At 42.5% G+C, this 26223-nt stretch carries 26 protein-coding genes, 3 tRNA genes and 1 pseudogene; 13 read left to right on the top strand and 17 right to left on the bottom strand.

The window, feature by feature from the left end; translation table 11 throughout:
* Complete coding sequence (locus tag K1T76_RS12325; RefSeq protein ID WP_004974358.1) at positions 1-651, top strand: response regulator; 651 nt, start codon at positions 1-3, stop codon at positions 649-651.
* A 216-nt stretch (positions 652-867) separates the two neighbouring features.
* On the opposite strand, the gene K1T76_RS14970 is transcribed toward K1T76_RS12325, so the two are convergent.
* The 3 genes from K1T76_RS14970 to K1T76_RS12315 form a co-directional block, all read right to left on the bottom strand.
* Positions 868-996: a hypothetical protein gene (locus K1T76_RS14970; RefSeq protein WP_265937583.1), complete on the bottom strand. Its 129-nt coding sequence runs from the start codon at positions 994-996 to the stop codon at positions 868-870.
* Between the two features lie 87 nt (positions 997-1083).
* Positions 1084-2174 (bottom strand): IS4-like element ISAba1 family transposase gene (locus K1T76_RS12320; RefSeq protein WP_114318428.1). Its coding sequence is split into 2 segments (ribosomal slippage): positions 1084-1634 and positions 1634-2174, totalling 1092 coding nucleotides; the frame shifts between segments, so codons are not numbered across the junction.
* 217 nt (positions 2175-2391) lie between these two features.
* Positions 2392-2482 (bottom strand) — tRNA-Ser (locus tag K1T76_RS12315).
* Positions 2483-2601: 119 nt separating this feature from the next.
* Here K1T76_RS12315 and K1T76_RS12310 point away from each other — a divergent pair.
* Positions 2602-4482, top strand: coding sequence for a potassium transporter Kup (locus tag K1T76_RS12310; protein ID WP_019838239.1), 1881 nt, complete (start codon positions 2602-2604; stop codon positions 4480-4482).
* 82 nt (positions 4483-4564) lie between these two features.
* Here the strand turns inward: K1T76_RS12310 and K1T76_RS12305 are convergent, their stop codons facing one another.
* Positions 4565-5167 (bottom strand): hypothetical protein, encoded by a 603-nt coding sequence (locus K1T76_RS12305; RefSeq protein ID WP_230245491.1) that lies wholly within the window; start codon positions 5165-5167, stop codon positions 4565-4567.
* A gap of 342 nt (positions 5168-5509) precedes the next feature.
* Here K1T76_RS12305 and K1T76_RS12300 point away from each other — a divergent pair, with 342 nt between their 5' ends.
* Together K1T76_RS12300 and K1T76_RS12295 are read left to right on the top strand one after the other, a co-directional pair.
* Positions 5510-6586, top strand: a complete 1077-nt coding sequence (locus tag K1T76_RS12300) for a DNA/RNA non-specific endonuclease (protein WP_230245490.1) — start codon at positions 5510-5512, stop codon at positions 6584-6586.
* Between the two features lie 49 nt (positions 6587-6635).
* Positions 6636-6881 (top strand): hypothetical protein, encoded by a 246-nt coding sequence (locus K1T76_RS12295; protein WP_004974374.1) that lies wholly within the window; start codon positions 6636-6638, stop codon positions 6879-6881.
* 109 nt (positions 6882-6990) lie between these two features.
* On the opposite strand, the pseudogene aqpZ reads toward K1T76_RS12295, so the two are convergent.
* Positions 6991-7620 (bottom strand): annotated as a pseudogene (gene aqpZ, locus K1T76_RS12290) (aquaporin Z).
* A 156-nt stretch (positions 7621-7776) separates the two neighbouring features.
* On the bottom strand, positions 7777-8535 hold the full coding sequence (gene hisF / locus K1T76_RS12285) for an imidazole glycerol phosphate synthase subunit HisF (protein WP_019838234.1): 759 nt from the start codon (positions 8533-8535) through the stop codon (positions 7777-7779).
* Between the two features lie 113 nt (positions 8536-8648).
* Here hisF and K1T76_RS12280 point away from each other — a divergent pair, with 113 nt between their 5' ends.
* The 3 genes from K1T76_RS12280 to K1T76_RS12270 are packed head-to-tail and all read left to right on the top strand — an operon-like array spanning position 8649 to position 10686.
* The gene (locus tag K1T76_RS12280) at positions 8649-9599 is read left to right on the top strand and encodes a homoserine kinase (protein ID WP_230245489.1); all 951 of its coding nucleotides are present in this window, start codon (positions 8649-8651) and stop codon (positions 9597-9599) included.
* Positions 9600-9611: 12 nt separating this feature from the next.
* A complete protein-coding gene (locus K1T76_RS12275; protein ID WP_230245488.1) occupies positions 9612-10241 on the top strand; it encodes a DUF1294 domain-containing protein in 630 nt (209 codons plus the stop codon).
* Positions 10242-10281: 40 nt separating this feature from the next.
* Complete coding sequence (locus K1T76_RS12270) at positions 10282-10686, top strand: DUF4870 family protein (protein ID WP_070153613.1); 405 nt, start codon at positions 10282-10284, stop codon at positions 10684-10686.
* Positions 10687-10739: 53 nt separating this feature from the next.
* Here K1T76_RS12270 and K1T76_RS12265 read toward each other — a convergent pair whose 3' ends face one another.
* The 6 genes from K1T76_RS12265 to hisB form a co-directional block, all read right to left on the bottom strand.
* Positions 10740-11630, bottom strand: a complete 891-nt coding sequence (locus K1T76_RS12265) for a DMT family transporter (RefSeq protein WP_230245487.1) — start codon at positions 11628-11630, stop codon at positions 10740-10742.
* A gap of 99 nt (positions 11631-11729) precedes the next feature.
* Positions 11730-12461 carry a 1-(5-phosphoribosyl)-5-[(5-phosphoribosylamino)methylideneamino]imidazole-4-carboxamide isomerase gene (gene hisA / locus K1T76_RS12260; protein WP_019838229.1) on the bottom strand — a complete coding sequence of 244 codons (732 nt, stop codon included), beginning with the start codon at positions 12459-12461 and terminating at the stop codon, positions 11730-11732.
* Between the two features lie 67 nt (positions 12462-12528).
* A complete protein-coding gene (locus K1T76_RS12255) occupies positions 12529-13206 on the bottom strand; it encodes a 3'-5' exonuclease (RefSeq protein WP_070153604.1) in 678 nt (225 codons plus the stop codon).
* Between the two features lie 169 nt (positions 13207-13375).
* On the bottom strand, positions 13376-13846 hold the full coding sequence (locus K1T76_RS12250) for a DUF805 domain-containing protein (RefSeq protein WP_070153601.1): 471 nt from the start codon (positions 13844-13846) through the stop codon (positions 13376-13378).
* Between the two features lie 246 nt (positions 13847-14092).
* Positions 14093-14710, bottom strand: coding sequence for an imidazole glycerol phosphate synthase subunit HisH (hisH, locus tag K1T76_RS12245; protein WP_070153599.1), 618 nt, complete (start codon positions 14708-14710; stop codon positions 14093-14095).
* Positions 14710-15303, bottom strand: a complete 594-nt coding sequence (gene hisB, locus K1T76_RS12240; protein ID WP_096902642.1) for an imidazoleglycerol-phosphate dehydratase HisB — start codon at positions 15301-15303, stop codon at positions 14710-14712. The genes hisH and hisB overlap by 1 nt, the downstream gene beginning before the upstream one ends.
* A 97-nt stretch (positions 15304-15400) precedes the next feature.
* On the opposite strand from hisB, the gene K1T76_RS12235 reads away from it, so the two are divergent.
* The 5 genes from K1T76_RS12235 (at position 15401) to K1T76_RS12215 (ending at position 17599) form a co-directional block, all read left to right on the top strand.
* Positions 15401-15778 carry a GNAT family N-acetyltransferase gene (locus K1T76_RS12235; protein WP_019838225.1) on the top strand — a complete coding sequence of 126 codons (378 nt, stop codon included), beginning with the start codon at positions 15401-15403 and terminating at the stop codon, positions 15776-15778.
* A gap of 142 nt (positions 15779-15920) precedes the next feature.
* Positions 15921-15996: transfer RNA gene (locus K1T76_RS12230), tRNA-Phe, on the top strand.
* Positions 15997-16129: 133 nt separating this feature from the next.
* Positions 16130-16205, top strand: a tRNA-Phe gene (locus K1T76_RS12225).
* A 166-nt stretch (positions 16206-16371) separates the two neighbouring features.
* Positions 16372-17106 carry a class I SAM-dependent methyltransferase gene (locus tag K1T76_RS12220; protein ID WP_019838224.1) on the top strand — a complete coding sequence of 245 codons (735 nt, stop codon included), beginning with the start codon at positions 16372-16374 and terminating at the stop codon, positions 17104-17106.
* 97 nt (positions 17107-17203) lie between these two features.
* Positions 17204-17599 carry a hypothetical protein gene (locus K1T76_RS12215; protein WP_230245486.1) on the top strand — a complete coding sequence of 132 codons (396 nt, stop codon included), beginning with the start codon at positions 17204-17206 and terminating at the stop codon, positions 17597-17599.
* A 106-nt stretch (positions 17600-17705) separates the two neighbouring features.
* Here K1T76_RS12215 and K1T76_RS12210 read toward each other — a convergent pair whose 3' ends face one another.
* From K1T76_RS12210 to ompR, 3 genes are all read right to left on the bottom strand, one after another.
* Complete coding sequence (locus tag K1T76_RS12210; protein WP_004974412.1) at positions 17706-19229, bottom strand: acetyl-CoA hydrolase/transferase family protein; 1524 nt, start codon at positions 19227-19229, stop codon at positions 17706-17708.
* Positions 19230-19537: 308 nt separating this feature from the next.
* Positions 19538-20998 carry an ATP-binding protein gene (locus tag K1T76_RS12205; RefSeq protein ID WP_230245485.1) on the bottom strand — a complete coding sequence of 487 codons (1461 nt, stop codon included), beginning with the start codon at positions 20996-20998 and terminating at the stop codon, positions 19538-19540.
* Between the two features lie 168 nt (positions 20999-21166).
* Complete coding sequence (ompR, locus tag K1T76_RS12200; RefSeq protein WP_004974415.1) at positions 21167-21931, bottom strand: osmolarity response regulator transcription factor OmpR; 765 nt, start codon at positions 21929-21931, stop codon at positions 21167-21169.
* A gap of 347 nt (positions 21932-22278) precedes the next feature.
* On the opposite strand from ompR, the gene K1T76_RS12195 reads away from it, so the two are divergent.
* Entirely contained in the window at positions 22279-24630 is a 2352-nt protein-coding gene (locus K1T76_RS12195) for a Tex family protein (protein WP_230245484.1), read from the top strand.
* 89 nt (positions 24631-24719) lie between these two features.
* Here K1T76_RS12195 and K1T76_RS12190 read toward each other — a convergent pair whose 3' ends face one another.
* On the bottom strand, positions 24720-25031 hold the full coding sequence (locus K1T76_RS12190) for a hypothetical protein (RefSeq protein WP_019838218.1): 312 nt from the start codon (positions 25029-25031) through the stop codon (positions 24720-24722).
* 211 nt (positions 25032-25242) lie between these two features.
* Entirely contained in the window at positions 25243-26130 is an 888-nt protein-coding gene (locus K1T76_RS12185; protein WP_019838217.1) for an SDR family NAD(P)-dependent oxidoreductase, read from the bottom strand.
* Between the last annotated feature and the right edge of the window lie 93 nt (positions 26131-26223).

The raw sequence follows: 26223 nt of genomic DNA, 5'->3' as shown, positions 1-26223 counted from the left end.
ATGAATATATTAATCGTTGATGATCATCCGCTGTTTCGCCACGCCTTAATTCAGGCGGTTCGTTATAGCTTACCGCAAGCTCAAATTCATGAAACTGCTGCAGTCAATGAATTGTACGAGCGTTTGGAAAATGGACCTGAGCCTGATCTTGTTTTATTGGACTTGAATTTACCAGGGGCATCGGGCTTTTCTGCATTGGTGCATGTGCGTGCGCAATATCCATCTATCCCAATTATTGTGGTGTCCGCTCACGAAGAAGCATCGATTATTCAACGTTCAATTGCGCATGGGGCGATGGGTTATATCCCAAAATCGGCACATCCGAGCCATATTGGTGAAGCGATTCGTCAAGTTTTAGAAGGTGAGATTTGGTTGCCACCTAACCTGGCTGCGAATGTTAATTTTGACCCACGTGCTGCAGATGAAACGGCTTTGGCTGAACGTATTCAATCATTAACACCTCAGCAATTTCGTGTATTGATGATGGTGGCAGAAGGTTTGTTGAATAAACAAATTGCCTATGAATTGGATGTTTCTGAAGCAACGATTAAAGCGCACGTAACCGCAATTTTCCGTAAATTAGGTGTGCAAAATCGTACTCAGGCGGTATTGGCAATCAATGCATTAAATATTGAAGAAAAGAAAATGTAATATGTGACTGATCTGTAAAAGATGAGTTTAAAGCCGCTGTGTTGATCTTGAAGATTGAGCAGCGGTTTTTTTAGGTGTGTGGTTGATAAGAGGGTGATGCCAACAAAGTTGTTGATATGCCACCGTTTTAAGCTGTAGTGAGCTTTGTTGCTTAAATATTTTGCAAGATACTAATTTTTAAAGGTTTGTTGAGATTTAAAAATAAATATAATAAAATCATGTTTTTAGATATTTGTACAACAAAGCCCCACCGTCGTCAGGATGTCTTTGCTTCTTTGTACCATTTATATCGAAACGGAAGTATTTAACTTTAATTGCATCGAGCTTGTTGGATTCTTTAGCCATGAAGCAATCCTCACTTGTTGGTACTTTTTCTGAAAAAATAAAAAAACTCGATAGAGTGTTCGTTTTTCTCTCTGTACACGACAAATTTCACAGAACCCTTATCCTATCAGGATTCTGCTTTCTTAAAATTGCCAAAATTTCCTTAAACTCTTCTTTTTTCCCAAAACCAATTAAACGCTGAATCGCCATTTGAACATAGTCTAAACCATAGCGAAATAAACTCATTGAGAGTCGTCCATGCTTCTTTATTTTTATCGCTTTTTTTTGATCATGTTGCCATTCACCCGTTAAGTAACACCAACAGAAGCTTATAGCTAACACCGCAATCAATTTTTTCACTCGTCTAGGGTCTGTCAAGCGCGTATTTTCAAGATTAAACCCGCGTCCTTTGAGACAACTGAATAAGGTTTCAATTTCCCAGCGTAATGCATAATCCTGAATAGCATTGGCATTAAACTGAGGAGAAACGACGAGTAAAAGCTCTCCATTTTCTAACTGTAGTGCACTTATATATAGTTTCACCCGACCAACCAAAATCCGTCGTTTACGACATTCAATTTGACCAACTTTAAGATGGCGAAATAAATCACTAATTTTATGATTCTTTCCTAAATGATTGGTGACAATGAAGTTTTTTTAACACGAATGCAGAAGTTGATGTCTTGTTCAATTAACCATGTAAACCACTGCTCACCGATAAACTCTCTGTCTGCGAACACATTCACAATACGGTCTTTACCAAAAATGGCTATAAAGCGTTGAATCAAAGCAATACGCTCTTTCGTATCTGAATTTCCACGTTTATTAAGCAATGTCCAAAGGATAGGTATCGCTATTCCACGATAAACGATTGCGAGCATCAGGATATTAATATTTCGTTTTCCCCATTTCCAATTGGTTCTATCTAAAGTCAGTTGCACTTGGTCGAATGAAAACATATTGAAAATCAACTGAGAAATTTGACGATAATCAAAATACTGACCTGCAAAGAAGCGCTGCATACGTCGATAAAATGATTGTGGTAAGCACTTGATGGGCAAGGCTTTAGATGCAGAAGAAAGATTACATGTTTGCTTTAAAATAATCACAAGCATGATGAGCGCAAAGCACTTTAAATGTGACTTGTTCCATTTTAGAGATTTGTTTAAGATAAGATATAACTCATTGAGATGTGTCATAGTATTCGTCGTTAGAAAACAATTATTGTGACATTATTTCAATGAGTTATCTATTTTTGTCGTGTACAGAGCGTTTTTCTATAGATACCAACAAATATACCGACAAAGATGTCGGGATACTACTGGACTGCGCCGTAGTGTACAGGCGTAAAAAAAGGCTTAAACCCTTTAGATTTAAGCCTTTTGCACTACGGTTCAGTCCAGTAGAAATCAAATTTGGCGGTGAAAGAGGGATTCGAACCCTCGATACGCTATTAACGTATACACACTTTCCAGGCGTGCTCCTTCAGCCACTCGGACACTTCACCATAGGCGGTGGATAATAACCAAAAAATAGCACAAAGCCAAGTTGAAACATTTGATTTAGAGAAAAACTTTCAGCGTAGTGCTATGATTCTCAAAAATACCGTCTAAATCGAAGACACCTATGCAAAGTACTGCAAAAAAAGCAGCCTTACCCGTCATTACCTTGGCTGCGCTTGGCGTCGTATTTGGGGATATCGGAACCAGCCCCCTGTACGCCTTCCGACAAACTTTTTTAACGGCCCATCTTGCAATTACTCAAGCCAGTGTATTGGGAATTTTATCCCTGATTTTCTGGTGCATGATGCTCACCATCAGCTTCAAATACGTCACCATCATTATGCGTGCCGATAACAATGGCGAAGGCGGGATCATGTCATTATTGGCATTGAACCTGCGTACCACTCGCATTGCCGAAGACAAAAAAATCTTTCTGATCGCACTTGGCTTTATTGGCGCATCACTTTTCTTTGGCGATGGCATTATTACCCCCGCCATTTCAGTATTGTCAGCCATTGAAGGGCTAAGTATTGCCACACCTATATTTAATCAATGGCTCGTACCGCTCTCAATTGGTATTTTGGCGGGACTGTTCATTGTGCAGCGTCATGGTACCGGCACGATGGGCAAATTTTTTGGACCACTGACTTTGCTGTGGTTTTTAGCGATTGGCGGTGCGGGGCTGCTCAGTATCATCCAAACTCCGTTTGTATTGGCCATGGTCAGTCCACATTGGGCGTTTAACTTTGTAGTAGACCAACCCTTTGTTGCATTTCTCACTATGGGCGCCGTAATTTTGACCATGACAGGTGGCGAAGCACTCTATGCCGATATGGGACATTTTGGGCGGATGCCCATTCGCCTTGCGTGGTTTTTAATTGTCTTACCTTGTTTGTTATTGAATTACGCGGGACAAGGCGCATTACTGCTACGCAACCCTGCAGCAATTGAAAATCCGTTCTATATGTTGGTGCCTGAATGGGGCTTATATCCGATGATTGGTCTAGCCACAGCTGCAGCAGTGATCGCTTCTCAAGCGGTGATTACAGGGGTATTTTCAATGGTCAATCAGGCCATTCAATTGCGTTATTTGCCACGCCTGACCGTACGTCACACGTCCGATGTCGAACGTGGTCAAATCTATTTGCCATTCATTAACTGGGCCTTATTTATTTCGGTGCTCATCTTAATTTTACTGTTTGAAAATAGTGCCAATCTTGCCAGTGCCTATGGTGTGGCAGTGACCATGACCATGCTGTGTGGCACTATTTTAATTTCAGTGTTGGCCTATGGTTTTTGGCGTTGGCCGATGTGGAAGGTTGCCCTTTTTGCTGTGCCATTTTTAACACTAGATTTAATTTTTGTGGCTTCGACCTCGCTCAAAATTGTAGCGGGTGGCTGGGTACCAATTTTAATTGGCGCCATCATGTATACCATTTTAATGACGTGGAAAGATGGTCGTGCATTGGTTTTCAATCGTTTGGAAAAAGATGCTTTGCCGATAGACCTGTTCATTCACAGTATTAGTCTGGGCAACGAAACCATGTTCGTCCCTGGTGATGCGATTTTCCTGACAGGTACGCCTAACATCGTGCCGCATGCCATGCTGCATAATATTAAGCACAACAAGGTGTTACATGAACGTAATATCATGGTAACAGTTATCACGCGTGATATTCCATTTGTGCCGCAAGAAGATCGGATTCAAGTCGAAAAACTGGATGATCGTTTTTATCGAATTACCATGTACTACGGTTTTAAAGATCAACCGAATATTCCGAATGCCTTGAAACAAGCTTATGAACAGCTTGAGTTTGAATTCGATATGATGCAAATGAGTTTCTTTATTTCGCGTGATCGGATTGTGCATACGGTGGGCGATGGTATGTCACCGTGGCGTGAAAAACTGTTTATTTCAATGCAGCGCAATACCAGTCCAGTGAGTGATTTCTATCAAATTCCAACCAACCGTGTGGTGGAGTTGGGTAGTCAAATCGAAATTTAAAAATCACTCAACAGCTTGAAAAAACCAGCATTGCATCGTGCTGGTTTTTTATTTTTAACTCAAGCTTAGTCTTAAATTGATCCTATTGTTCAGTATCATTTGGCTGCAGATGATTTATTTCATTGTCATTTAAATCTGCGTCCTGTGCGGCAGGTGCTGTGGTTTCAAGCCGCTTAGTCATGGGCAGATTGACTGTTGACTCTTCAGGTGCAGCAGGGCTTGCTGGTGCAGCATTGAACGCTTCTGCGGTGACATCTACATCATTGCCAGCATTCACAGGTAAATCGGCTGAAGATGACAATAAGGGAGCAGAAGGGGCTGGTATGTGTTGTTCGTTCATCTGCTCAGCCTGCGCTGCGTGTTGAAGTTCAGATTCAGTTCTAGCAGGCATGGTCACTGGTACATGGTTTTGAGCCCGATTAGCTTGTTCAGCAGAAATTTGGTTTGCAGGTTGTTGCGCCATATTTTCTATTGGACTTGGTAAGTTTGCATCTGCACTCGATACAATCCGTATTTGACCATTGGCAATTAATTCTTGTAGTGACCCTGTTTGTCCATTAATCGTGGTGCTTATTTTTACCTTAGATAAGCTTTCCAAAGTATCACCTGCCTGAATGGGTGGTTCGGCAAAGGCAGAAATGCTGATGCTGCTGACCAAAGCACAAGCACAAAGATGAAAACGCATGTATTTCTCCATCAAAACTCGCAAGAAAAAGTTAAAACCAATTTAAATCGTCAATCACACCTAGCTTGAGCATCGTAATATGCTTAGGTGTCTTTGGACGATGTTTTAAGGTGTATTTAGCTTGGCAGATTCGCTGAAAGGGATGCAATCAAACCTACTAAACCTAATCTAGAGTGATGTCAAAAGTGCTTAAAACTCAGGTTGTGTGTGGCTTTTGTGGTGTTATAGCGCAGGTTTTGTATAATTGTTAGGCGAACAAGAGGTGCTTCATATACAAGCTGTGAGTGGATTGTTAAGCTCGGGCAAACTCTGCGGATATAGAGCGAAGTCACAGTAACGGTTATGGCAAGAAAACGGCGCAATTCCACCAATATTTGGACTCAAATTTTCAATCAAAACAGTTTGAAGGTGCTGCTTGGTGTAGTAGCAACTGGCAGTTTTGTGATTGCTTTTGGTCAAGAAAAAATTAGCCAGTGGACTTCACTGGTCCCGAGCACAGGTAATAGTGCTTGCTTAACTCAGTTTTATCGGGAAACGCCGCCCTATTTGCTGAAAAATAGCCTGCAAAAAAACAGCTATCCGCTTTGTTTTAATGACTTTAATGTGATGTATTCAGGGGTATCCAAAACTCCCTTATGGGTGGCAGAAGCTTTAACACCTGCGCGATTGAGCCAACGGATTCCGCGTGAAGATAACTTTCATGAAGAACCGCGCGTCAAAGCCGAGCATCGTGCAACTTTGCAGGATTATCGTGGTTCGGGTTATGACCGTGGACACATGGCTCCGAATGCTGACATGACCAACTTGGCAGCCCAGTTTGACAGTTTTTCTTTGGCAAATATGGTTCCGCAATCCCCTAAAAATAATCAGCAGGTTTGGCGTGAACTTGAAGAAGCTACGCGTGCGGTGGTGACCAAACAAAAGCAAGATGTGTACGTGATTACGGGGCCAAGTTTTAATGCCAAACGTCTAAAAACCATTGGCCAAGGGGTTATTGTGCCGACTGCGGTGTATAAAGCCGTGTATATGCCTAAAACAGGCGCGATAGGCGCTTATTACGCGCCCAATAATGATTCGCTACAGGTGCAAGTGGTGAGTGTCTGCTATTTAGAAGAACAGTTAGGCATCAATTTATTCCCACAATTAACTGAAGAAGAAAAGCGTAATACCTATAAATTGCCGTTGACTGCAAATGCTGTAAAAGCCAATATACCTATTGCTTATTCGCATTGGGATGCAGAAAGTCAGTGTGCGGAAGATGTATCTGCCGAGCAATTACAAGCTTTACAAAACGAATTTAAACGCTCGGGTAGTAGTCCAGCATCGGGCGCTAGCATTGATGCAGATACCCAAGATGCAATTGTGAAGCAATTGATTGAAGCTTTATTGCAATATATTTTACAGTTGTTGAAATCTTAAACTGGGTTAAGATGATGGATATTGCATCCTTCATGCTAAGGTGAATTCAATGTTTAAACCGTTTCAAAATGGGACTGAATCACATGCGATTCATGACTTAACCTTAGAAAATGATTTAGATTGCATCAATGTGTATGGCAATTTGCAAATCAGCAAAGATCAGGCGGGTTTACAGGCAGCCAAAGCACTACAGGCTTTTTTGAATGAAGTTGTTGCAACTTTGGAGCAGACTCCGAATCTGCCTGAAAAGTTAGATCGTCCTGAAGCGGGTGAAATTGAAAACCCATTTTTATAATGGATAAAATTGAAACGGATTGAACTGCCAAGCAACAAGAGATGAAAAAAGCCCGCTATTTTTAAGAGTGGGCTTTTTATTTAGAATCATTCAAATGCAAAGTTTTGAATTAGTCTTCAGCTTTTGCCAAAGCACGATATATTACCGCACCAATCACTGCAACCCAGAAAGCCCCTTAGCTGTCTGAGCACTGCAGTGTCTACAAAGAAGGCTCGCCCGTACTACGTGCATGGATCACCGAAGTATTGCTCACAGAAATGCTGATCAGGTGGATTAAGGTCAGTGCCAAACCAATTGCAATTGGAGCAAAACCTGCAGGCGCACGTTTGTCAGTTGCACCCATAATAATCATCAAGAAACCTGCAGTGAGTACAACTTCAATCATTAAAACTGAGCTAAGTGCGTATTTACCAGGAGATAAATCTCCATAGCCGTTGGTTGCGAAACCACCTGTACCTGCAAAGCCTGCTTGACCTTGAACAATCAGATACAGCACCAATGCCGCTAGCGTTGCACCAATAATTTGTGAAATAATATAAGGCGCCAGTTCTTTGGCTTCAAAACGACCGCCTGCCCATAAACCAATACTGACCGCAGGGTTAAAGTGTCCACCGGAAATGTGCCCAAGTGCATAGGCTGCAGTTAATACGGTCAGACCGAACGCAAGGCATACACCCACAAAACCAATACCTAATTCAGGAAAAGTTGTAGCCAATACCGCACTACCCACAACGATCAAAGGAACACAAGGGGTTCTTAAAGCGAAATATGGGACAGTAGAGGTATTCGGACTCTTTTTTTTGCCTGTTTTGCGCCTAAATAAAAAAAGTGTAATCCGAGGATTACACTTTTGAAACTTAAAATTAAAGTCAAAAACAGTTTTGTTTTTTAAAAATTACAAACGCATTTCAATACCTTGCGCTGCCAAATATTGTTTGGCTTCTGGAATAGTGTGCTGACCAAAGTGGAAAATTGAGGCAGCCAGTACCGCATCGGCGCCGCCTTTTAAAATACCATCTGCCAAGTGCTGTAAATTACCCACACCGCCAGATGCAATCGTCGGTACGGTGACACGGTCATTGATGGCACGCATGAGCGCCAAGTCATAGCCTGCTTGGGTACCATCGGCATCCATTGAAGTGATCAAGAGCTCACCTGCGCCATAGTCAGCCATTTTCACTGCCCATTCAAGCGCATCAATACCCGTTGGTTTACGGCCACCGTGAGTGAAAATTTCCCATTTGTTATCGCCCGTTTTTTTTGCATCAATAGCAACCACAATACATTGCGCGCCAAAACGCTGTGAGGCTTCTTGTACAAATTCAGGGTTAAAGACTGCTGCCGAGTTAATACTGACCTTGTCTGCACCTGCGTTCAGCAATAAGCGGATGTCTTCAACCTTACGCACACCACCCCCCACGGTGAGCGGCACGAACACAGTTTCTGCCATACGCTCTACGGTACGATAGGTCGTATCACGGCCATGATGGGTAGCGGTAATGTCTAAAAAGGTGATTTCATCGGCACCTTGTTCATTATAACGACGCGCCACTTCGACAGGGTCACCTGCATCACGAATATCAAGGAATTGCACGCCCTTGACCACGCGACCATTATCTACGTCTAGGCAAGGAATAATACGTTTCGCTAGCATAAATTTTTCCAATTATTACAGCCGATTATGAAACTCACCCACACAAGCGCTACACCTTGGCAGATGGAGCGGGTATTCTATCAAACTTAGCTCAGGTTTTTCGCAGGTTTTCTATGTCGGTTTATACTCCTTTGACTTTAAAGGAAGTTCAGGTTTTTGCAGCACCATATGGATTGGAGGTGGTCGAGCTGCTTCCCATTCAAGGCGGGATTCAAAACACCAATTATTTTTTGCGTTGCGACAATCAAAACCAGTATGTGCTGACCATTTTTGAAGAATTAGATCAGCAAGCGGCAGGCGAACTCATTCCTGTATTACAGCATTTAGGGCAAGCGGGTTTGCCTGTGGCAGTGCCTTTGTCACACTCAGGACAAGCCATTCATCGTTTAAAAGATAAACCTGCACAAATTGCACCACGTTTAATTGGGCAGCATCCGACACTGACAACAGTGGCACAAGTGGAAGCGATTGCGATTGCACAAGCCAAAATGCATGTGGCGTTACAAAATTTCCCTTTGCAGCGCGATCATGTACGTGATCATGCTTATTGGGCAGGAGTTGCCCGCCAATTAAAACCAAGCATGCAAGTGGCAGATCAAGCCTTATTATCCAAACTTTTGGGCTTGTATGAGGCTTTAACCGCAGTCTATCCGCAGCGTCCTAAAGGTTTTATTCATTCAGATTTATTTCGTGACAATAGCTTGTTCGTAGAGGAGCAGTTGCAGGGCATTTTAGATTTTTATGAATTAAATCAAGATGAATTGCTGTTTGATATTGCAATCACCCTGAATGATTTTTGTACCGATTTTCCAGAGCTCAGCTTAAATGAAAGCAAGGCGATTGCATTTTTAAATGCCTACGAAACGGTGCGTCCTTTAACCGAAGATGAAAAAGCCTGTCTGGAGCTGTATCTGGCAATGGCGGCAGGACGTTTTTGGTTAATGCGTTTGCAGGTGGCTTCTAAAAATGCGGCAGAAGGGCGGACAGGGGCAGATATTTTGCAGAAAAATCCAGATGAAATGCGGAATATGCTTATTGAACGCTTAAAGTTTGTGACGGCTTGAGGGATATAGTACATGCGTGATCAAGGACGTTTAGTCGAATGGTTTGATGAGCAGGGTTATGGGTTTATTCAGCCGAATGACCGTCAAAAAGATCGCGTGTTTTTACACATTAAGGACTTTGCTCGACAAGGGCCACGTCCCATTGTGGGCTGTGCGTTGGAATACACCGTAACTGTGGATGAGCGTGGACGTTACCGAGCGCAGCAAGTGGTGTATTTAAAAGCTTCACAGACCAAAGCAGCCAAGGCAGCTGCTGTGAGTGCAAAAACATCCAACAGCACGCAAAAAATGCAGCCAATGCAAATAGTGTGTGTGGCTTATATTGTTGCTTTGGCTTTGCTGACGCTGTTGGGATTGCTCAGCGGTATGTTGTTATTATTCATCAGTTTGATGAATGCGCTGAGTTATTGGCTGTATGCACAAGATAAAGAAGCTGCACAGCAGGGCGGGCGTCGTATTCCGGAAAATAACTTGCATATTGTGGCTTTTTTAGGGGGATGGCCTGCAGCATGGTTAGCACAACAAAAATTACGCCATAAAACACAAAAACAACCCTTTCGTAAGATTTATTTTTGTACGATAGGCTTAAATATCTTGCTGATTTTATGGTTAATTTCTCCGCTGAATCAGCTTAATACCTAATTGGGAATATTATTCCAGTAACAGGCTTGCCAGGTGCATTATGTCAGACGCAGAACATTCATATTCAGTGGACCAAGACCCACATCGTTTATTGACCATGATTTTATATGTGCTGTATATCGTAGCGATTTTTTCTGCGGGGATATTGGCTGTGATTGCCTTGATCATCAACTATTTAAAACGTAGTGATGTACAAGGTTCAATTTTTGCCAGTCATTTTACTTGGCAAATTCGCAGCTTCTGGTGGTATCTGTTTTGGAATATTGTGGCATTTGTGCCTTTCTTTTTGCTGTTCTTTAGTCCAGATGCGCAAAGCTTTGCCAGTATGACTTTGGCTGCGACACTTTTTTGTTTCGCAGTAGTTGCTATTTCATGGTTATGGATGGTTTACCGTGCTATACGCGGTTTAATTCGTGTGAATGACAATTTACCGATGTATCATTAAATCCACGTTCGTTGGTCTTTTAAGATGTTTTGAGCATCTCACCGAAATGCTGTTTATTCAGCTTTTTGGGATGATGTGTTTCGTTTTAAAAATTTTGGTCGCCATTCGCTGACCAGCACCCCTAAAACCACCAGTAGTCCCCCGAACAACGCCAAAACGGCTAAGCGCTCGCCTGCCAAACGTCCAATCAATGCGGCCCAAACAGGTTCACCTGCATAAATAATAGCCGCTTGCGCAGGGTCGACTTGTCGTTGTGCCCAGTTCATTACCAATTGAATCACGGCACTGGCAATGCCTAAGCCAAGCAAAACAGCAAGGAGTGACCACTGAAATTCGGGCAATTGAGTTTCTCCAACCAATGGCGCAATCGCAAAACACAATAACGATGCACATCCCAGTTGAATGAGAGTCACGCGCTTTAAATTGACCCGATTAGCAAAATAGCCAATTAAAATAATTTCAAAGGCAATCGCAATTGAACCGATTAAAGTAATGGCTTGTCCAAAATTTAACTGAATTGCGCCTAAGCCATTGCCTGTTAAAAAGACCAAGCCTACAAATGCCAAAATAGCACCCAACCATGTCATGATATGCGGACGTTGACCAAAGCATAACCACAGCAACAGCGGTACAAGCGGAACATACAGTGCGGTTAAAAAAGCCGATTCGCTACTGCTGATACTTTGTAGCCCAATGGTTTGAGTGGCATAACCTAGCGCAATGACTGCGCCTATAGCAAAACCTGCATAAAGTTCAACGAGGCTAAAACCACGTAGGCTTCGCCATGAAATTAATCCCACAGCCAAAGTGGCTGCGGCAAAACGTAAGCCTACAAACAGTACGGGACTGCTGAAATTCAAACCGTATTGCACGGTAATGAAGGTTGCACCCCAAATTAAAGTAATCAAAATGAGCGCCAGTTGCGGGGCTTTGCTGCGAAGCATTGGTGAAAGCTGAGACATATAATTTGTAGGAGATGAAAAAACTTAAGATGAGTAAAATAAAAAAGAGGTCCGCAGACCTCTTTAAAATACGCGGCAGAATTACAAAGATTGCTCATCTAAAAGCAACTGTGCTTCACGTAGGCTTAAGGTGCCTTCGTAAATTGCACGACCTGTAATCGCACCTAAAATGCCAGGCTGACCTTTTAGATTGCGTACGTCATCTAAATTGGTTACACCGCCAGAAGCAATCACAGGTAAGCCTGAATATTGTGCCAAGTTCACGGTTTGTTCTACGTTCACACCTTGCATCATGCCATCACGGGCAATATCGGTATAAACAATGCTAGATACACCTGCATCGGCAAAACGCTTGGCTAAATCTGTCGCTTTCACGTCTGTAACGTTGGCCCAGCCATCGGTAGCCACCATGCCATTCATGGCGTCAATGCCGACAATGATGTGTCCTGCGAATTTCTTGCAGGCTTCTTCTACAAAAGTAGGATCTTGTACGGCTTTGGTGCCAATAATCACGAACGATACGCCTGCATCTAAATAGTGTTCAATGGTTTCGAGTGAACGAATACCGCCACCAATTTGAATAGGGAGATCGGGTTGTGATTTTGCAATCGCTTCAACCACAGGTTTATGAATTGGCGTACCTGCGAAAGCGCCGTTTAAATCGACTAAATGCAAGCGACGCGCGCCTTCATTTACCCAGTGTTGTGCTGTTGCCACTGGATCGTCAGAAAATACAGTATCATCTTCCATACGACCTTGTTTTAAACGAACACATTTGCCATCTTTCAGGTCAATTGCAGGGATGATCAGCATGCTTTCGCTCCTTGCCAAAAACTTATTGAATTCAATTTATGCATCTTAACAAAGTATTGTTAAATCTCTAAGCATCTGTTGTAGGTTTTGTTTTAGAGGGACGAATTCGCAATTTGAGTGAACTGTTGGGGATATGCTCGGGCAATAGGCCTAAACGTCCCAATTCTTCAAATATCAATACAGGCGCGTAGGCATCGGCGGCGGCATAGGCAATTTGTGCTTCACTGAGCTGTTTGCGTGCCCAGTTTGATGTACTGATTCTTCGGCTTTTAGGGAAATGAACGTTAAATAATAAGGCCATGGCATTTTTAAGCCCAAGCGGACTTTTAAAACCAAAACTGCCAAAACACTTAGATAATTCAATCACGCTATTCAGTTGTATGCCTTTTTTACGAAATAAATGGGCATCATTTTTCAATCCAAACCCCACTTTAATTTGATCCCGATTGGCAAAAATTGGCTGCAAAAATTGCCAAATGTCATCATTGAGCTGAAATAAATAGGCTTTTTCTAAGGTTGCAAGCTGAATTAAATGCGGGCCTGTAGAAACTTCACCTACATTAAATGTCGGTTTGGATTCAGAATCGAAACCCAAGACAGCTGCAGTTTTCAGTTCAGCTTCAATCGCTCGACATTGTTCTAGATTTTGAATCAGAACAATATTTTGACGGGCAATATTTTCAAACAGTGGCAATTGCCGAATTTCATCAGGGCTAGGCAGGGTACGCAGACGAGTTTGATCCATAACATCCAAAGCGGTAAAGAGGTGGTTTTAGCCTAAAGGGTTTTGCAAAATTTGGCAAAATCTAAAAGATTGAAAATACTGTGTAAGACAAAGATTGAGGTGAATATCCTGAAAAAATAGCCCAACAGATGGGCTATTTTGAAAGATCAATCAAGCGGAATATTTTTGCTTAGAGATTGCTGAATATGCCTGCCGAGAAGCTGCCTATAATTGCCAAAATCATCAGCACAATAAAAATCCAAGCCAGTACTTTTTCCCAACCTGCGGTTTCACGTACCGCACCATAGCTATTTTGACGATCATCGCCAGGTGCAAATACCAAATATAAACCCAAAATAATATTCACCAAAGGCACCAAAATCAGCAAAGACAACCAGCCAGTATGATTACGGTCATGCAAGCGGCGGATGGTGAAAATAAAGCTAAAATAGAACGCCACGATATAAATGACCACGAGCAAGATCATGCCGATGCCCATAGAGCCAGAGCTGAGCTCTAGCAATAAATTAGGTGCAACAACGGCAATAATTGCAATCAGTACTGCAAGCCCCAAGCTGAGCAAACAGTTCCACGCTAAAAATGATAATCGACCAAAACGCCCCGCTGCACTGAGTGCAGAATCTTGTACATATTGACTCATTGTTGTAATTCCTAGATTTTTTGAATTTTCTGTCGCACAGCATATATTTGCGAAAAATCTTGTGAGATATTTCTCTCACATCGCAAACATAGACCAATTATCGACAGCCCCTCAGTTTATTTTGAATAAAAAGGTATAAAACGCTTTAATTTTAAACACAAATCAGTGTGCAATAACAGTGAAAAACATTCACGCATAAATAAAGCCGAGATTAACTCGGCTTTAAAGGGAGGATCATCTTGAAGATCAGATGTTCCATTCCACGAAGTTTTTTAGTAACTGTAAACCCACAGTGTGACTTTTTTCTGGATGGAACTGTGTCGCAAATAAGTTGTCTTGATGCAGAGCCGTACAGAACGTTAAACCGTAATCACAGGTCGCAGCCACGATTTTTTCATCTTGTGGTTCGACATAAAAACTATGCACGAAGTAAAAACGTGCATCTTGTTCAATGTTGTTCCACATAGGGTGGTTCGGGTCACGTTGGTGTACCTGATTCCAGCCCATGTGTGGCACTTTCAAACCTGCTACTTCAGGAAAGCGTTTGACTGTGCCTGCAAAAATACCCAGTGCATCGGCACCGCCATTTTCTTCTGAATGTTGCATCAGCGCCTGCATGCCTACGCAAATTGCCAGTACAGGTTTATTAAAGACCGCGTTGCGTACCACGTCATCAATGCCAGCTTCATGCATGCCTTGCATACAATCACGCATAGCACCCACACCTGGAAACACAATTTTATCGGCTTGTGCAATCAGTTTTGGGTCATTGGTCACATCTACCGTTGCACCCACATGCTCTAAAGCTTTCGCTGCAGAGTGTAAATTTCCCATGCCATAGTCAAGAAGGGCAATTCGGGTCATTAGAGTGTTCCTTTGGTTGATGCCACTGTATTTTCAGCACGTGGATCGACTTCACATGCCATGCGTAAAGCACGTGCAAATGCTTTAAATACGCTCTCAATTTGGTGGTGGCTGTTTTTACCTTTGAGGTTGTCGATGTGCAGCGTCATTAATGCATGGTTGACAAAGCCTTGGAAGAATTCTGAGAATAAATCCACATCAAAAGTACCAATACGCGCGCGGGTAAATGGAATATCCATAAATAAACCCGGACGGCCCGATAAATCCACAATGACACGGCTTAAAGATTCATCAAGCGGTGCATAAAAGTGACCGTAGCGTCGTAAACCTTTTTTATCGCCCAAAGCTTGCGCAAAAGCTTGTCCAAGCGTGATACCACAGTCTTCCACAGTGTGGTGATCATCAATTTCCAAGTCGCCATCACAATGAATATCAATATCAAACAAACCGTGTCGCTTGATTTGATCAATCATATGGTCTAAAAATGGAACTCCAGTGTTGAGTGTGCCTTGACCCGTACCGTCCAGATTCACACGAACTCGAATTTTAGTTTCGTTGGTATTCCTCACCACTTCACTGATACGTTGGGTCATAGACACGTTCCTCAAAAAAACGTCAAAAATGATTGATGTAAAATGTTTTCGCTGTGACGAAGTCTCAGCATATTAGATTGCTCAGGAGGGTTAATCAATGCCTATTACCGTACATGCCTATACTTCACTGGAAAATACCGAAGTGCGCAGCCAGCTTGAGCGACTGTATGATACCAGCCCTGAATTTGGTGATGGGCAAGATGCGGTAAGCCAACTTGAGCAGAACTTGGCTCAGTATACCCTACTTTACACGGCAGAATTTAATACTAAAGTGATTGGTGCGATTTGGTGCACAGGGCAAGATGAGCATCGTACGCTTGAATATATTGTGGTGCATCCTGCAAACCGAGGTCGAGGCGTGGCGGATCGCTTGGTAAGCGAAGTGTGCCGTATGGAAGAAGCCAAAGGTGTGCAGCATTTTCAGCCAGGCTGTGGCGCAATTCATCGTTGTTTAGCACATTTGGGTAAATTGTGAGTCGTCATAGGCACTAAGCCTATAATATCAGGTGATTTTTTATCCAATTTATGCGGGTTTTGCTGTAAAAGTAAACATTTACACTGAAAAGCGAAAAAGACTATTGACGACTTACAGCTGAAACTGTTTAATACGCGTCATTGGCGTGATAGCTCAGTCGGTAGAGCAACGGATTGAAAATCCGTGTGTCCCCAGTTCGATCCTGGGTCTCGCCACCATATTCTAAACGGTTAAACGTTTTCAATCCCTGATCCCATCAGGGATTTTTTTGCCTAAAGTTTATGCGATCAAATAAAAAAGTGATGATTTTTATTGACTATTCAGCCGAGATACGGCTTAATACAGGGCATTGGCGTGATAGCTCAGTCGGTAGAGCAACGGATTGAAAATCCGTGTGTCCCCAGTTCGATCCTGGGTCTCGCCACCATATTCAAAAGCCTCAAACACTGTTTGAGGCTTTTTTTATGCTCCAAATTTTTTCATGTCTAAAACCAAGCCTTGTACTCAAAGCCGCTTGGTATCTTCATCTAAAGTCCACGATCCCTGTAAAAAAAGTGGATTAGAATAAAGGACTCTTGGTCAGGGAATGCAGCATGAAAGATTTGTTTTCGCGGGGTAGCGATTTATATCGTCAGGCACGTCCGCAATATTCCACTGCAATTGTCGATACGATTTTACAGCACGTACCCGAGCGCGGTTTGGCATGGGACTGCGGTGCAGGTTCAGGGCAGTTTACCCAGTTATTAGCACCACATTTTCAACAGATTTTAGCCACAGATTTAAGTCGGGCACAGTTGGATCAAGCCCCACACTGGGCGAATGTGCGTTATCGCGCTTGTTTGGCGCAAGACAGTGGATTGGCAGATGCAAGTGTGGATTTGATTACCGTTGCGCAAGCGATTCACTGGTTTGATTTTGAAGCCTTTTACGCCGAAGTGCATCGGGTGTTAAAACCGCGTGGAGTATTCGCTGCGGTGGGCTATGGGCTGATTCAAGTTGTAGACCCTGGGGTGAATGCAGCAATTCAACGCTTGTATTTTCAGACCTTAAAAGGTTATTGGGATGCTGAGCGCCGTTATATTGATGATTTATATCGCACGATTCCTTTCCCATTTAAAGAAATCGTGACACCTGAACTTTCCCTAAAATATCGCTGGCCGGCAACACAATTGCTGAATTATTTAAACACCTGGTCGGGACTGCAGCATTATTTAAAGCAGCATACAGAGACGCCTTTGCTTGAATTACAACAATTGTTGCAGCAGCAATCTGTTCAAGATTTGGAAATTCGGTTTCCCATTTTGCTGCGTTTAGGTTGTTTGGTATAAAAAATCACTGTTTCGAAATTGCTTTGAGATTAAAATAAGGTTTGGGTGAAAAAGGATATTTCTCCACACGTGTAATGACTGATGTGTGAGGTGTTCTATGTTTAAATTTTTTCCTGCTGTTTTATTCAGCCTTGTGCTGTGCCTTCCTGTGACTGCTTTTGCCAATCTTGATCAGCCTTTACAGGCCTTAGATGACCGTGCATTAAGTGCTGAATATGGGCAATCCAACACCCTGAATTTGGTGCAAGATCAATACCGTTTTACTGCACAAGACCTCGTGAATCAGGTTCGAGCTGAACAAACCGCAGATTTGGCAAATAACTTTGCAGCTTTAAGCTCTCGTTTTTATATTAATCCGCAAGGTCAAACCGTGCTGCAAATTCAACGTGATGTGGTGTCTTTAGGTGTGATTGAAACCACACTCAGTGTGGATGGTTTACGCCAGTTAGGACAGCATTTTATAGATGAATTTAAAGCTTTGGCATTTGAGTAAAATGGAGTGCGTTGTCGCAAATGACCTTGTGACAATCTAAGACATAAAAACTTAAGACATAAAAAAACGCCCTGAAAAATCAGGGCGTTTTTTTATTGCACGCGAATTATGCTGGTTGCGCAGATTCTTGTTGTGCAGGAGTCAACATGTGACCGTGTTCTTCGAAGTTTGCATGCCAAGATAATGCTTCACGAAGTAGGTGAGGAGTGTGACCACCTTTTGCACATGCACGCTCAAAGTAATCATTCAATGCATTGCGGTACATTGGGTGTACACAGTTGTCGATAATCGCACGAGCGCGTTCACGTGGTGCAAGACCGCGTAAATCTGCTAAACCTTGCTCAGTGACTAAGATGTCAACGTCGTGTTCGTTGTGGTCTACATGCGCAGCCATTGGAACGATAGATGAAATGTCACCGCCTTTCGCAATCGATTTAGTCACGAAAATCGCCAAGTGTGCGTTACGCGCGAAGTCACCTGAACCACCAATACCGTTCATCATTTTGGTACCGCATACGTGGGTTGAGTTCACGTTACCGTAAATATCAAACTCAAGTGCAGTGTTAATGCCAATGATGCCTAAACGACGTACTAACTCAGGGAAGTTAGAGATTTCTTGTGGACGTAAAATGAATTTGTCTTTGTAGTGTGCAAGATTACCAAATACGCGATCGCCACATTTTTCAGACAAAGTCATTGAACAGCCAGAAGCGAACTTCATTTTGCCTGCATCAATCAATTCAAACGTACAGTCTTGGAGTACTTCTGAGTACATCACCAAGTCTTCAAAGTTAGAGTGTTTGAAGCCTGTTAATACTGCATTTGCAATTGAACCGATACCTGCTTGTAAAGGTGCCAAGTTTTTCGGTAAACGACCTTGAGCTACTTCGTTTTCAAAGAATGCGATCAAGTGATCTGCAATTGCTTGAGTTTCGTCATCTGGATCGGTCACGTTAGATGGAGAGTCAAGCAAGGTATCGTTAAATACAATACCCACAACTTTTGCAGGGTCTAACTGAATACCTTTGGTTCCAATACGTTGTTCAACGTGAGTTAATGGCACTGGACCACGTGTTGGACGTGCTTCAGGAATATAAATGTCGTGTAGGCCTTCAAATTCTGTACTTACAGTGGTGTTGATTTCGATAATGACTTTATCTGCATATTCAACAAAGCTTGCAGAGTTACCTACAGAAGTTGTTGGAATAATTAGGCTGTCTTCAGTAATTGCAACTGCTTCAACAATCGCGATGTCTGGGCGTTTTAGCGTGTTGTTACGCATTTGCTCAACAGTTTCAGACAAGTGTTGGTCAATGAACATAACTTGACCTTGGTTAATTGCTTTACGCAAGGTGTTGTCTACTTGGAACGGCATACGACGAGCCAAAACACCTGCTTCAGTCAATTGCTTGTCTAAATCATTACCAAGACTTGCGCCAGTAATTAAGTCAATTTTTAAAGGGTTGGTTTTAGCGCGTGCCACCAATGCAAGTGGAACAGCTTTTGCTTCACCCGCACGAGTAAAGCCACTCATACCTACGGTCATACCATCTTGAACGAATTCAGCAGCTTGTTCTGCGCTGATTACTTTGTCGTGGAGGGAGGCTAAACGGATGCGATCTAAAGACATGGCGAACTCTCATAAAATACTTGACTGATACCGATTGTACCGATCAAAAAAAGTATTTTGCATAGGTATTAGGCTAAGGTCTAATTTTCTGCCTAAATGCGCATATAAAAATACTAAATGATACATAATTTATTGAATTTAATATTTTATTTTTATACTAATCGGTAAATGAAAAAATATATTTGATATATTTTTATACAATTTTGATATGCACCATCTGAAATTTTTGCTTTGGTCATCCATCTGATTTGCTGTTGGCCTGAAATTGGTGTAAAGCAAGCCAGATGGAGATCAAATGAATCAGCCGTTTAGAAATGTTCACTCAAACTTTGTTTGATTTTTTCTAGCGTGCCAATATTACTTTTTTCTTCCACAATTTCAGCTTGTAGTGGCAGGGTTATAATGGCCTCTAGACCCCCGTGTTCACGATTTTGAATGGTCAACTCGCCTTGATGAATATCGACAATACGTTTCACAATTGCCAAGCCTAAGCCACTGCCTTGTACGGTGCGGGCTTCATTGCCACGTACAAACGGCTGCATTAAATCGGCAATCTGGTCTTCAGGAATTCCTGTACCATTGTCAGCAACACAAATCCGAATCTGATCCTCTAGCACTTCTGCTGAAAGTTCAATTGGTTCTGCCCCATAGCGTTTGGAGTTGTTAATTAAGTTACCAATCAGACGTTTTAGTGACAAACTACGTGCCTGAATTAGAGGTAATTCCTGTGCAGTATAGCGTATATCCAAAGGTTTAAACTGAATAATCAGTTCCTGCAACAACACATTTAAATCAGTTTCTTGTAATTCTTCATCGGAACCATCACGCATATAAGAAATGAATTGATTCAAAATCGCATCCATATCTTCTACATCGTAAATTAAGCCCTCTTTTAAAAAGTCTTCATCGGGCATCATTTCGGCACTTAAACGAATCCGTGTCAGTGGCGTGCGCAGGTCATGAGAAATACCCGCCAGCATGATCCGACGGTCACGTTCAGTCTGTTCCAAGGTATAAATCATGTGATTAAAGGCTTGGTTGACCTCGCGAATTTCCTGCGGGCCGTGATTGGTTTCCAAATAGGGTGCTTTGCCTGTTTTACTGTAGCTATTGGCGGCATTTTGCAGACGACGCAAAGGACGATTCAGCTGACGTACTAGAGTTAAAATAATCGCTGCAGCAAAAAGCGGAATACCCAAAAGCCAGCCAAAGACCAGTTCAGGGCTGTAGTTGGCATAGGTTTTAAGGGGTTCACGTACCCAGTTGCCATTCATTTCTGGGGTTTGAATCCAAATACGCGGGCTTGGTTTGAACTGGAAATAGACCGTGACATCCTGCATTTTTAATTCAGTTGCCAGTTTCTTTTCTATTTGTTGGGTAAAAAACTCTGCAATGACTTTTTCCCGTACATTGGGAAACTCACGTGGATCGGTTACATATTCAATGCCGACCCGATTTTTAAGCCACGCATCGACATCGACTTCGGCTTCATTGTGAAAAATGCGCAAATCTGGATTGTTTAAAATTTCCAGTTCAACCGCTAAATAGCGGGCGTGTTGTTGAATTTCAGGTAAATACAAGGTGCGCCAAAAGAACCACAACGACATAAACAGGCTAAACAACACCACAAAAACCACCAGTACCGTGGTGCGCATGGCTGCAGAGCGTGGTTTGATTTTGTCCAGAAAACGCTCCCAGCGGGTACGTTTCTTTTCAGAATACGCCACATAGTCGGTAAATTCTTGTGGGTCGATGGGTTCGAGTTTCACATCTTGTCCTGTGGCAGAGGTTGTAAAGCGAATTTAGTAAGTGAAATTTTATGATGAATATACTTGTTATTGGAATGTCTGTTCTTTAAATCTAGCACAATGATCGGTGTGCATAAATGTTGATCATTGCATGAAGATGTGAGGCTGAAGCCTCACATCATTTTCAACTTATTCCGCACCATCTGGAACAAATACATAACCGACACCCCAAACCGTTTGAATATAACGTGCACGGGCAGGGTTTTCTTCAATTAAACGACGTAAACGTGAAACCTGAACATCAATCGAACGCTCCATCGCACCCCATTCACGACCACGCGCCAAATTCATTAACTTGTCACGGGTTAAAGGCTCACGAGGATGTTGTACCAACGCTTTGAGTACTGCAAATTCACCTGTAGTTAGGGTCACGACCTGACCTTCACGTGTCAAAGTACGGGTCGATAAATCGAGTGACCATGGGCCAAAACCAACCACTTCCATTTGCTGACTTGGTGCACCTGGTACCTCGCGCACTTGACGACGCAATACAGCACGAATACGCGCTAACAGCTCATTTGGATTAAACGGTTTTGGTAAATAATCATCTGCACCTGCTTCAAGTCCTGCAATACGGTCAGAGTCACTGCCGCGAGCCGTCAGCATAATAATTGGCGTGTCGATGTTAGATTGACGTAAACGACGGCAAATACTTAAACCATCTTCAACAGGCAGCATAAAATCAAGCACGATTAAAGAGAACAGTTCACGCTGTAACAAACGATCCATTTGTGTCGCATCGTGGGCAGTTTTGACCACAAAGCCCTTATCTTCCAAGAAACGCTGTAACAGGGTACGTAAACGCACATCATCATCCACAACGAGAATGCGTTCAACGCGGTCAGTTTCGCTGTGTACGGTATCTGTTTTTTCAGCAGGTACAACTAAACTCATGATGTGCTCCTTTATTCTTTATTGTCATCGTAAACAAAAAGTTGAGTTGGCTTTGAGTATACGATTCATTGGTATCTATTGCCTATGCTCTAAAGCAACAAATATTGCAGATAAAATCAAGACATAGATACCAAATATATACAGCATTCCCATGCGAAAAACTGACATATTTGTCCGTTTGAGTCTAACATAAGCCTGAATTTTATTTAGATTTATAAAATTTAGCCGAATTGGCAAAAATCGCCAAAAAACCACCATTTATAAAATTCATAAAACAATTGTGGATTTTATAGTCTTGGTCTTTATAATCATGGCTTTTAGTATTTATCCTTGTAGGATCACACACGATGACTGACTTAGTTCAGCAGTTAGCAAAAGAACTTGCCGTACGACCAAATCAAGTAGAATCTGCCATCAAACTGATTGATGAAGGTGCTAGCGTTCCATTTATTGCACGTTACCGTAAAGAAGTGACGCAAGGTTTAGATGACACGCAGCTACGTCAGCTCGATACACGTTTATCGTATTTACGTGATTTATATGAGCGTCGCGAAAAAGTAATAGAATCACTCAAAGAACAAGATAAATTATCTGATGATTTATTGGCACGGGTTAACGCTGCTGAAACCAAAAATGCTTTAGAAGAAATTTACGCGCCTTACCGTCCAAAACGCACCAGTAAATCGTTTAAAGCTAAAGAAGCAGGTTTAGGCCCAATTGCAGCGCAAATTTTTGCAGAACAGGTTGAGCCAAGCGAAGCTTTAGCAGGCTTTAGTCATGCAGACTATCCTGATGCAGACAGTCATCTAGATGCGGTACAACACATTCTGATTGATGAATGGGCACAAAATATTGCCTTAACCACAGAATTAAAAGAAATTTTTGCCAAAACAGCGGTATTAAAAAGCTTGGTTGCTTCTGAAGAGAAAAAAGAAGTGGGCAAAAAATTCCGTGATTACTTCGATTTTTCAGAAAACCTCAACAAAGTGCCTTCACATCGCCTATTGGCGATGTTGCGTGGTCGCCAAGAAAACGTCTTGGGTTTAAAAGTTGATGGTGAAGACAGTGCACCTTTGGCACGTATTGAAACTGAATACAATTTAGATCAAATTCAGCCGCAAGCACGTCAGGACTTTTTAAAGCAAACGGCAAAATTGTTCTGGTTGGGCAAAGTGCGTCCACAAATCGAACATTCATTATTGACTGAAAAGCGTTTGGCTGCCGAAGCTGAAGCGATGGATGTCTTTGCAGAAAACTTGCGTCATTTATTGCTCTCTGCACCTGCAGGTGCGCGTTGTACGCTGGGCGTAGACCCTGGCATCCGTACAGGTGTCAAACTGGCTGTGGTGAACCAATCTGGCGATGTGGTTGCACATAGCACGGTTTATCCATTTGCACCTAAAGAAGACAAAGCAGGCGCGATTGAAGAACTTGCACGTTTATGCCGTGAGCACAATGTTGATTTAATCGCGATTGGTAACGGGACTGCAAGCCGTGAAACTGAAGCGGTTGTGGCAGAAATGATGGCGGCGCACAGTGACTTGAAATTAACACGTGTGTCTGTATCTGAAGCGGGTGCATCTGTGTATTCAGCTTCTGAATTGGCATCGCAAGAGTTGCCAGAACTAGATGTGTCGATTCGTGGTGCAGTGTCGATTGCACGTCGTTTGCAAGACCCATTGGCAGAGTTGGTAAAAATTGATCCAAAATCAATCGGTGTGGGTCAGTATCAACATGACGTGAATCAGGCAGGTTTAGCAAAAACCTTAGAAGCTGTGGTAGAAGACTGTGTGAACTCGGTCGGTGTCGATGTCAACACGGCATCTTCAGCAATTTTGGGTTATATCGCAGGTTTGAATAAAGCCATTGCACAGCAAATTGTTGAATACCGTAAAGAACATGGCCGTTTTGACAATCGGCAAGCTTTGAAAAACGTACCGCGTTTAGGCGAACGTACTTTTGAACAAGCAGCAGGTTTCTTGCGTATTCAGGCAGGTTCTGAGCCTTTGGATGCTTCTGCAGTGCACCCTGAATCTTATGGTTTAGTAGAAAAAATTGTGGCTGCCAAAGCGACCACGGTTAAAGATATTATTGGTAATACTGAAATTATCCGTTCGGTGAATGCTGAAGAATTTGTGGATGAGCAAGTCGGCTTACCAACTATTCAGGATGTTTTGTCTGAATTGGAAAAACCAGGTCGTGACCCACGTCCTGAATTCCGTACGGCTAAATTCCGTGAAGATATTACTGAAGTGGCGCAGTTGACTGAAGGCATGCAGCTTGAAGGTGTTGTAACCAACGTGACCAACTTTGGTGCTTTCGTGGATGTGGGCGTACATCAGGATGGTTTGGTGCATATTTCTGAGTTGGCCAATGAATTTGTGGCTGATCCGCATAAAGTGGTGAAACCAGGTCAAATTGTTCAAGTGCGTGTGTTGCAGGTTGATGTAGAGCGTAACCGTGTGAATTTATCGATGCGTCCTGAAGGTTCGGCTTCACCTGCAAAAGCGGCGCGTGCGCCACGTCGTGATCAAGAGCAACGTACAGAGCGTAAGCCACAGGCGAAACGTCCACAGCAGTCACATCCTCAGTCAGACCGTTCACCAGTGAAAAAACCACAAGCTGCTAAACCGCAAGAAAATAAAATTGGTGGTTTAGGCGCATTGTTGTTACAAGCAGGGATTAAAGGTTCGAAGTAAGCTTTAATTACGCAAACAAAAAGCTCCCGAAATTCGGGAGCTTTTTGTTTTGTGGGTATATTTTTAATCTACAGTTTGATTAATCATTTTTAAATCAACGGCACAATCCAGCTCACTAAAATCAGCATGATTCCCAAATGTCCAAGTTTACGCGTCACTGCCACTAGTTTTGACGGTGGTGCTTCAAGTTGACGAGCATATTCCTGAAGATTTAAACCTTGAGAGGCTTTGCTGCTAAATAAAAATACGCCTAAATCAATACAAATTAAAATCGTGCCTACATCGGCAACAACCTCTAAGAGTTCATATTCTTGCTGATAAAGCGCCGTTGCAACCTGATAACTTAAAAATAAGGCAAAGGCAAAACAGCCATACTGTAAAATGAGGGCTAGTGCTCGCATAATCCATTCAAAATACTTAAAACAGCTGTGTTATAGCATATAAATAAGGTGCAATTGAATGTTTTGTTCAAGCTGCATGGACATAAGATTAGGCTTGTTAACGTTATCTCTTGCAGTAGATGTTGCAAGATTGAAATAACGTAATATGAAATGATCGGAAATAAAATAGGCGATCCGTAGATCGCCTAAAGAAAACTTGAATGTGTATAAATTACCAGTGTTCACCTGGGAACAAGCGTGCATATGCCTTTTGTACCCAGTTCAGTTTTTGCTGCTCGCCTACAGAAGCGGAAGAGCTTGGGAATAGGTTATAACCAATCGACATAAGTTTGTTGTTGATGTCTGGTGCAATCGCATATGTGATTGAAGCCAAACGACCCAAGTGTGTCGCAATTTTCTTCGGACGTTTCACAATCGCATAGGCAATTAAATCTGCTGCTTGCTCAGGTGAAAGGGTGGGTACGTACTTGTAAATTTTGGTTGGTGCGATCATTGGGGTACGAACTAGTGGCATATACACTGATGTAATCGCAATTTTGTGTGTATGCGCTTCTGCAGATAGACAGCGACTAAACGCATCTAGTGCGGCTTTAGATGCCACATAAGCCGAGAAGCGCGTTGCGTTGGCTAATACACCAATCGAGCTGATATTGATGATGTGACCATCTTTGCGGTGCATCATCTGCGGCAAAATATTGAGTACTAAACGTACAGCACCAAAATAGTTGAGCTGCATAGTACGTTCAAAGTCGTGGAAACGATCAACCGACTCATGTACTGCACGACGGATTGAGCGGCCTGCGTTGTTAATTAAAATATCAATATGATCGACAGAGGCGAGAATTTGTTGTGATACAGCATCAATAGAGTCCATATCGTTTAAATCACAAGGGAAAACTGAAGCTTTACCACCACGTGCTTCAATTTCAGCTTTGACTTGTTCAAGCGTTTCCTGAGTACGTGCCACCAAAAGCACATGCGCACCTGCGTCGGCTAGTTTATGTGCTACGGTTAAACCAATACCACTCGATGCACCTGTAATAAGGGCAACTTTACCATTTACACGCTTTTGAAAAAGTTTCTCTAATTTTGGCTTCACGCTAATATTCCTGATTTTGATTCCTGAGTTGTCATTTTTATTGAAAGTGCCGATTCAAATTTCAGATTGAATTTGAACTGTTTTCCTTGGCTT

Source organism: Acinetobacter sp. PW68 (assembly GCF_020982655.1).
GTDB classification, from domain to species: Bacteria; Pseudomonadota; Gammaproteobacteria; order Pseudomonadales; family Moraxellaceae; genus Acinetobacter; species Acinetobacter towneri_A.
This window is presented reverse-complemented; position numbering and strand designations above follow the sequence as displayed.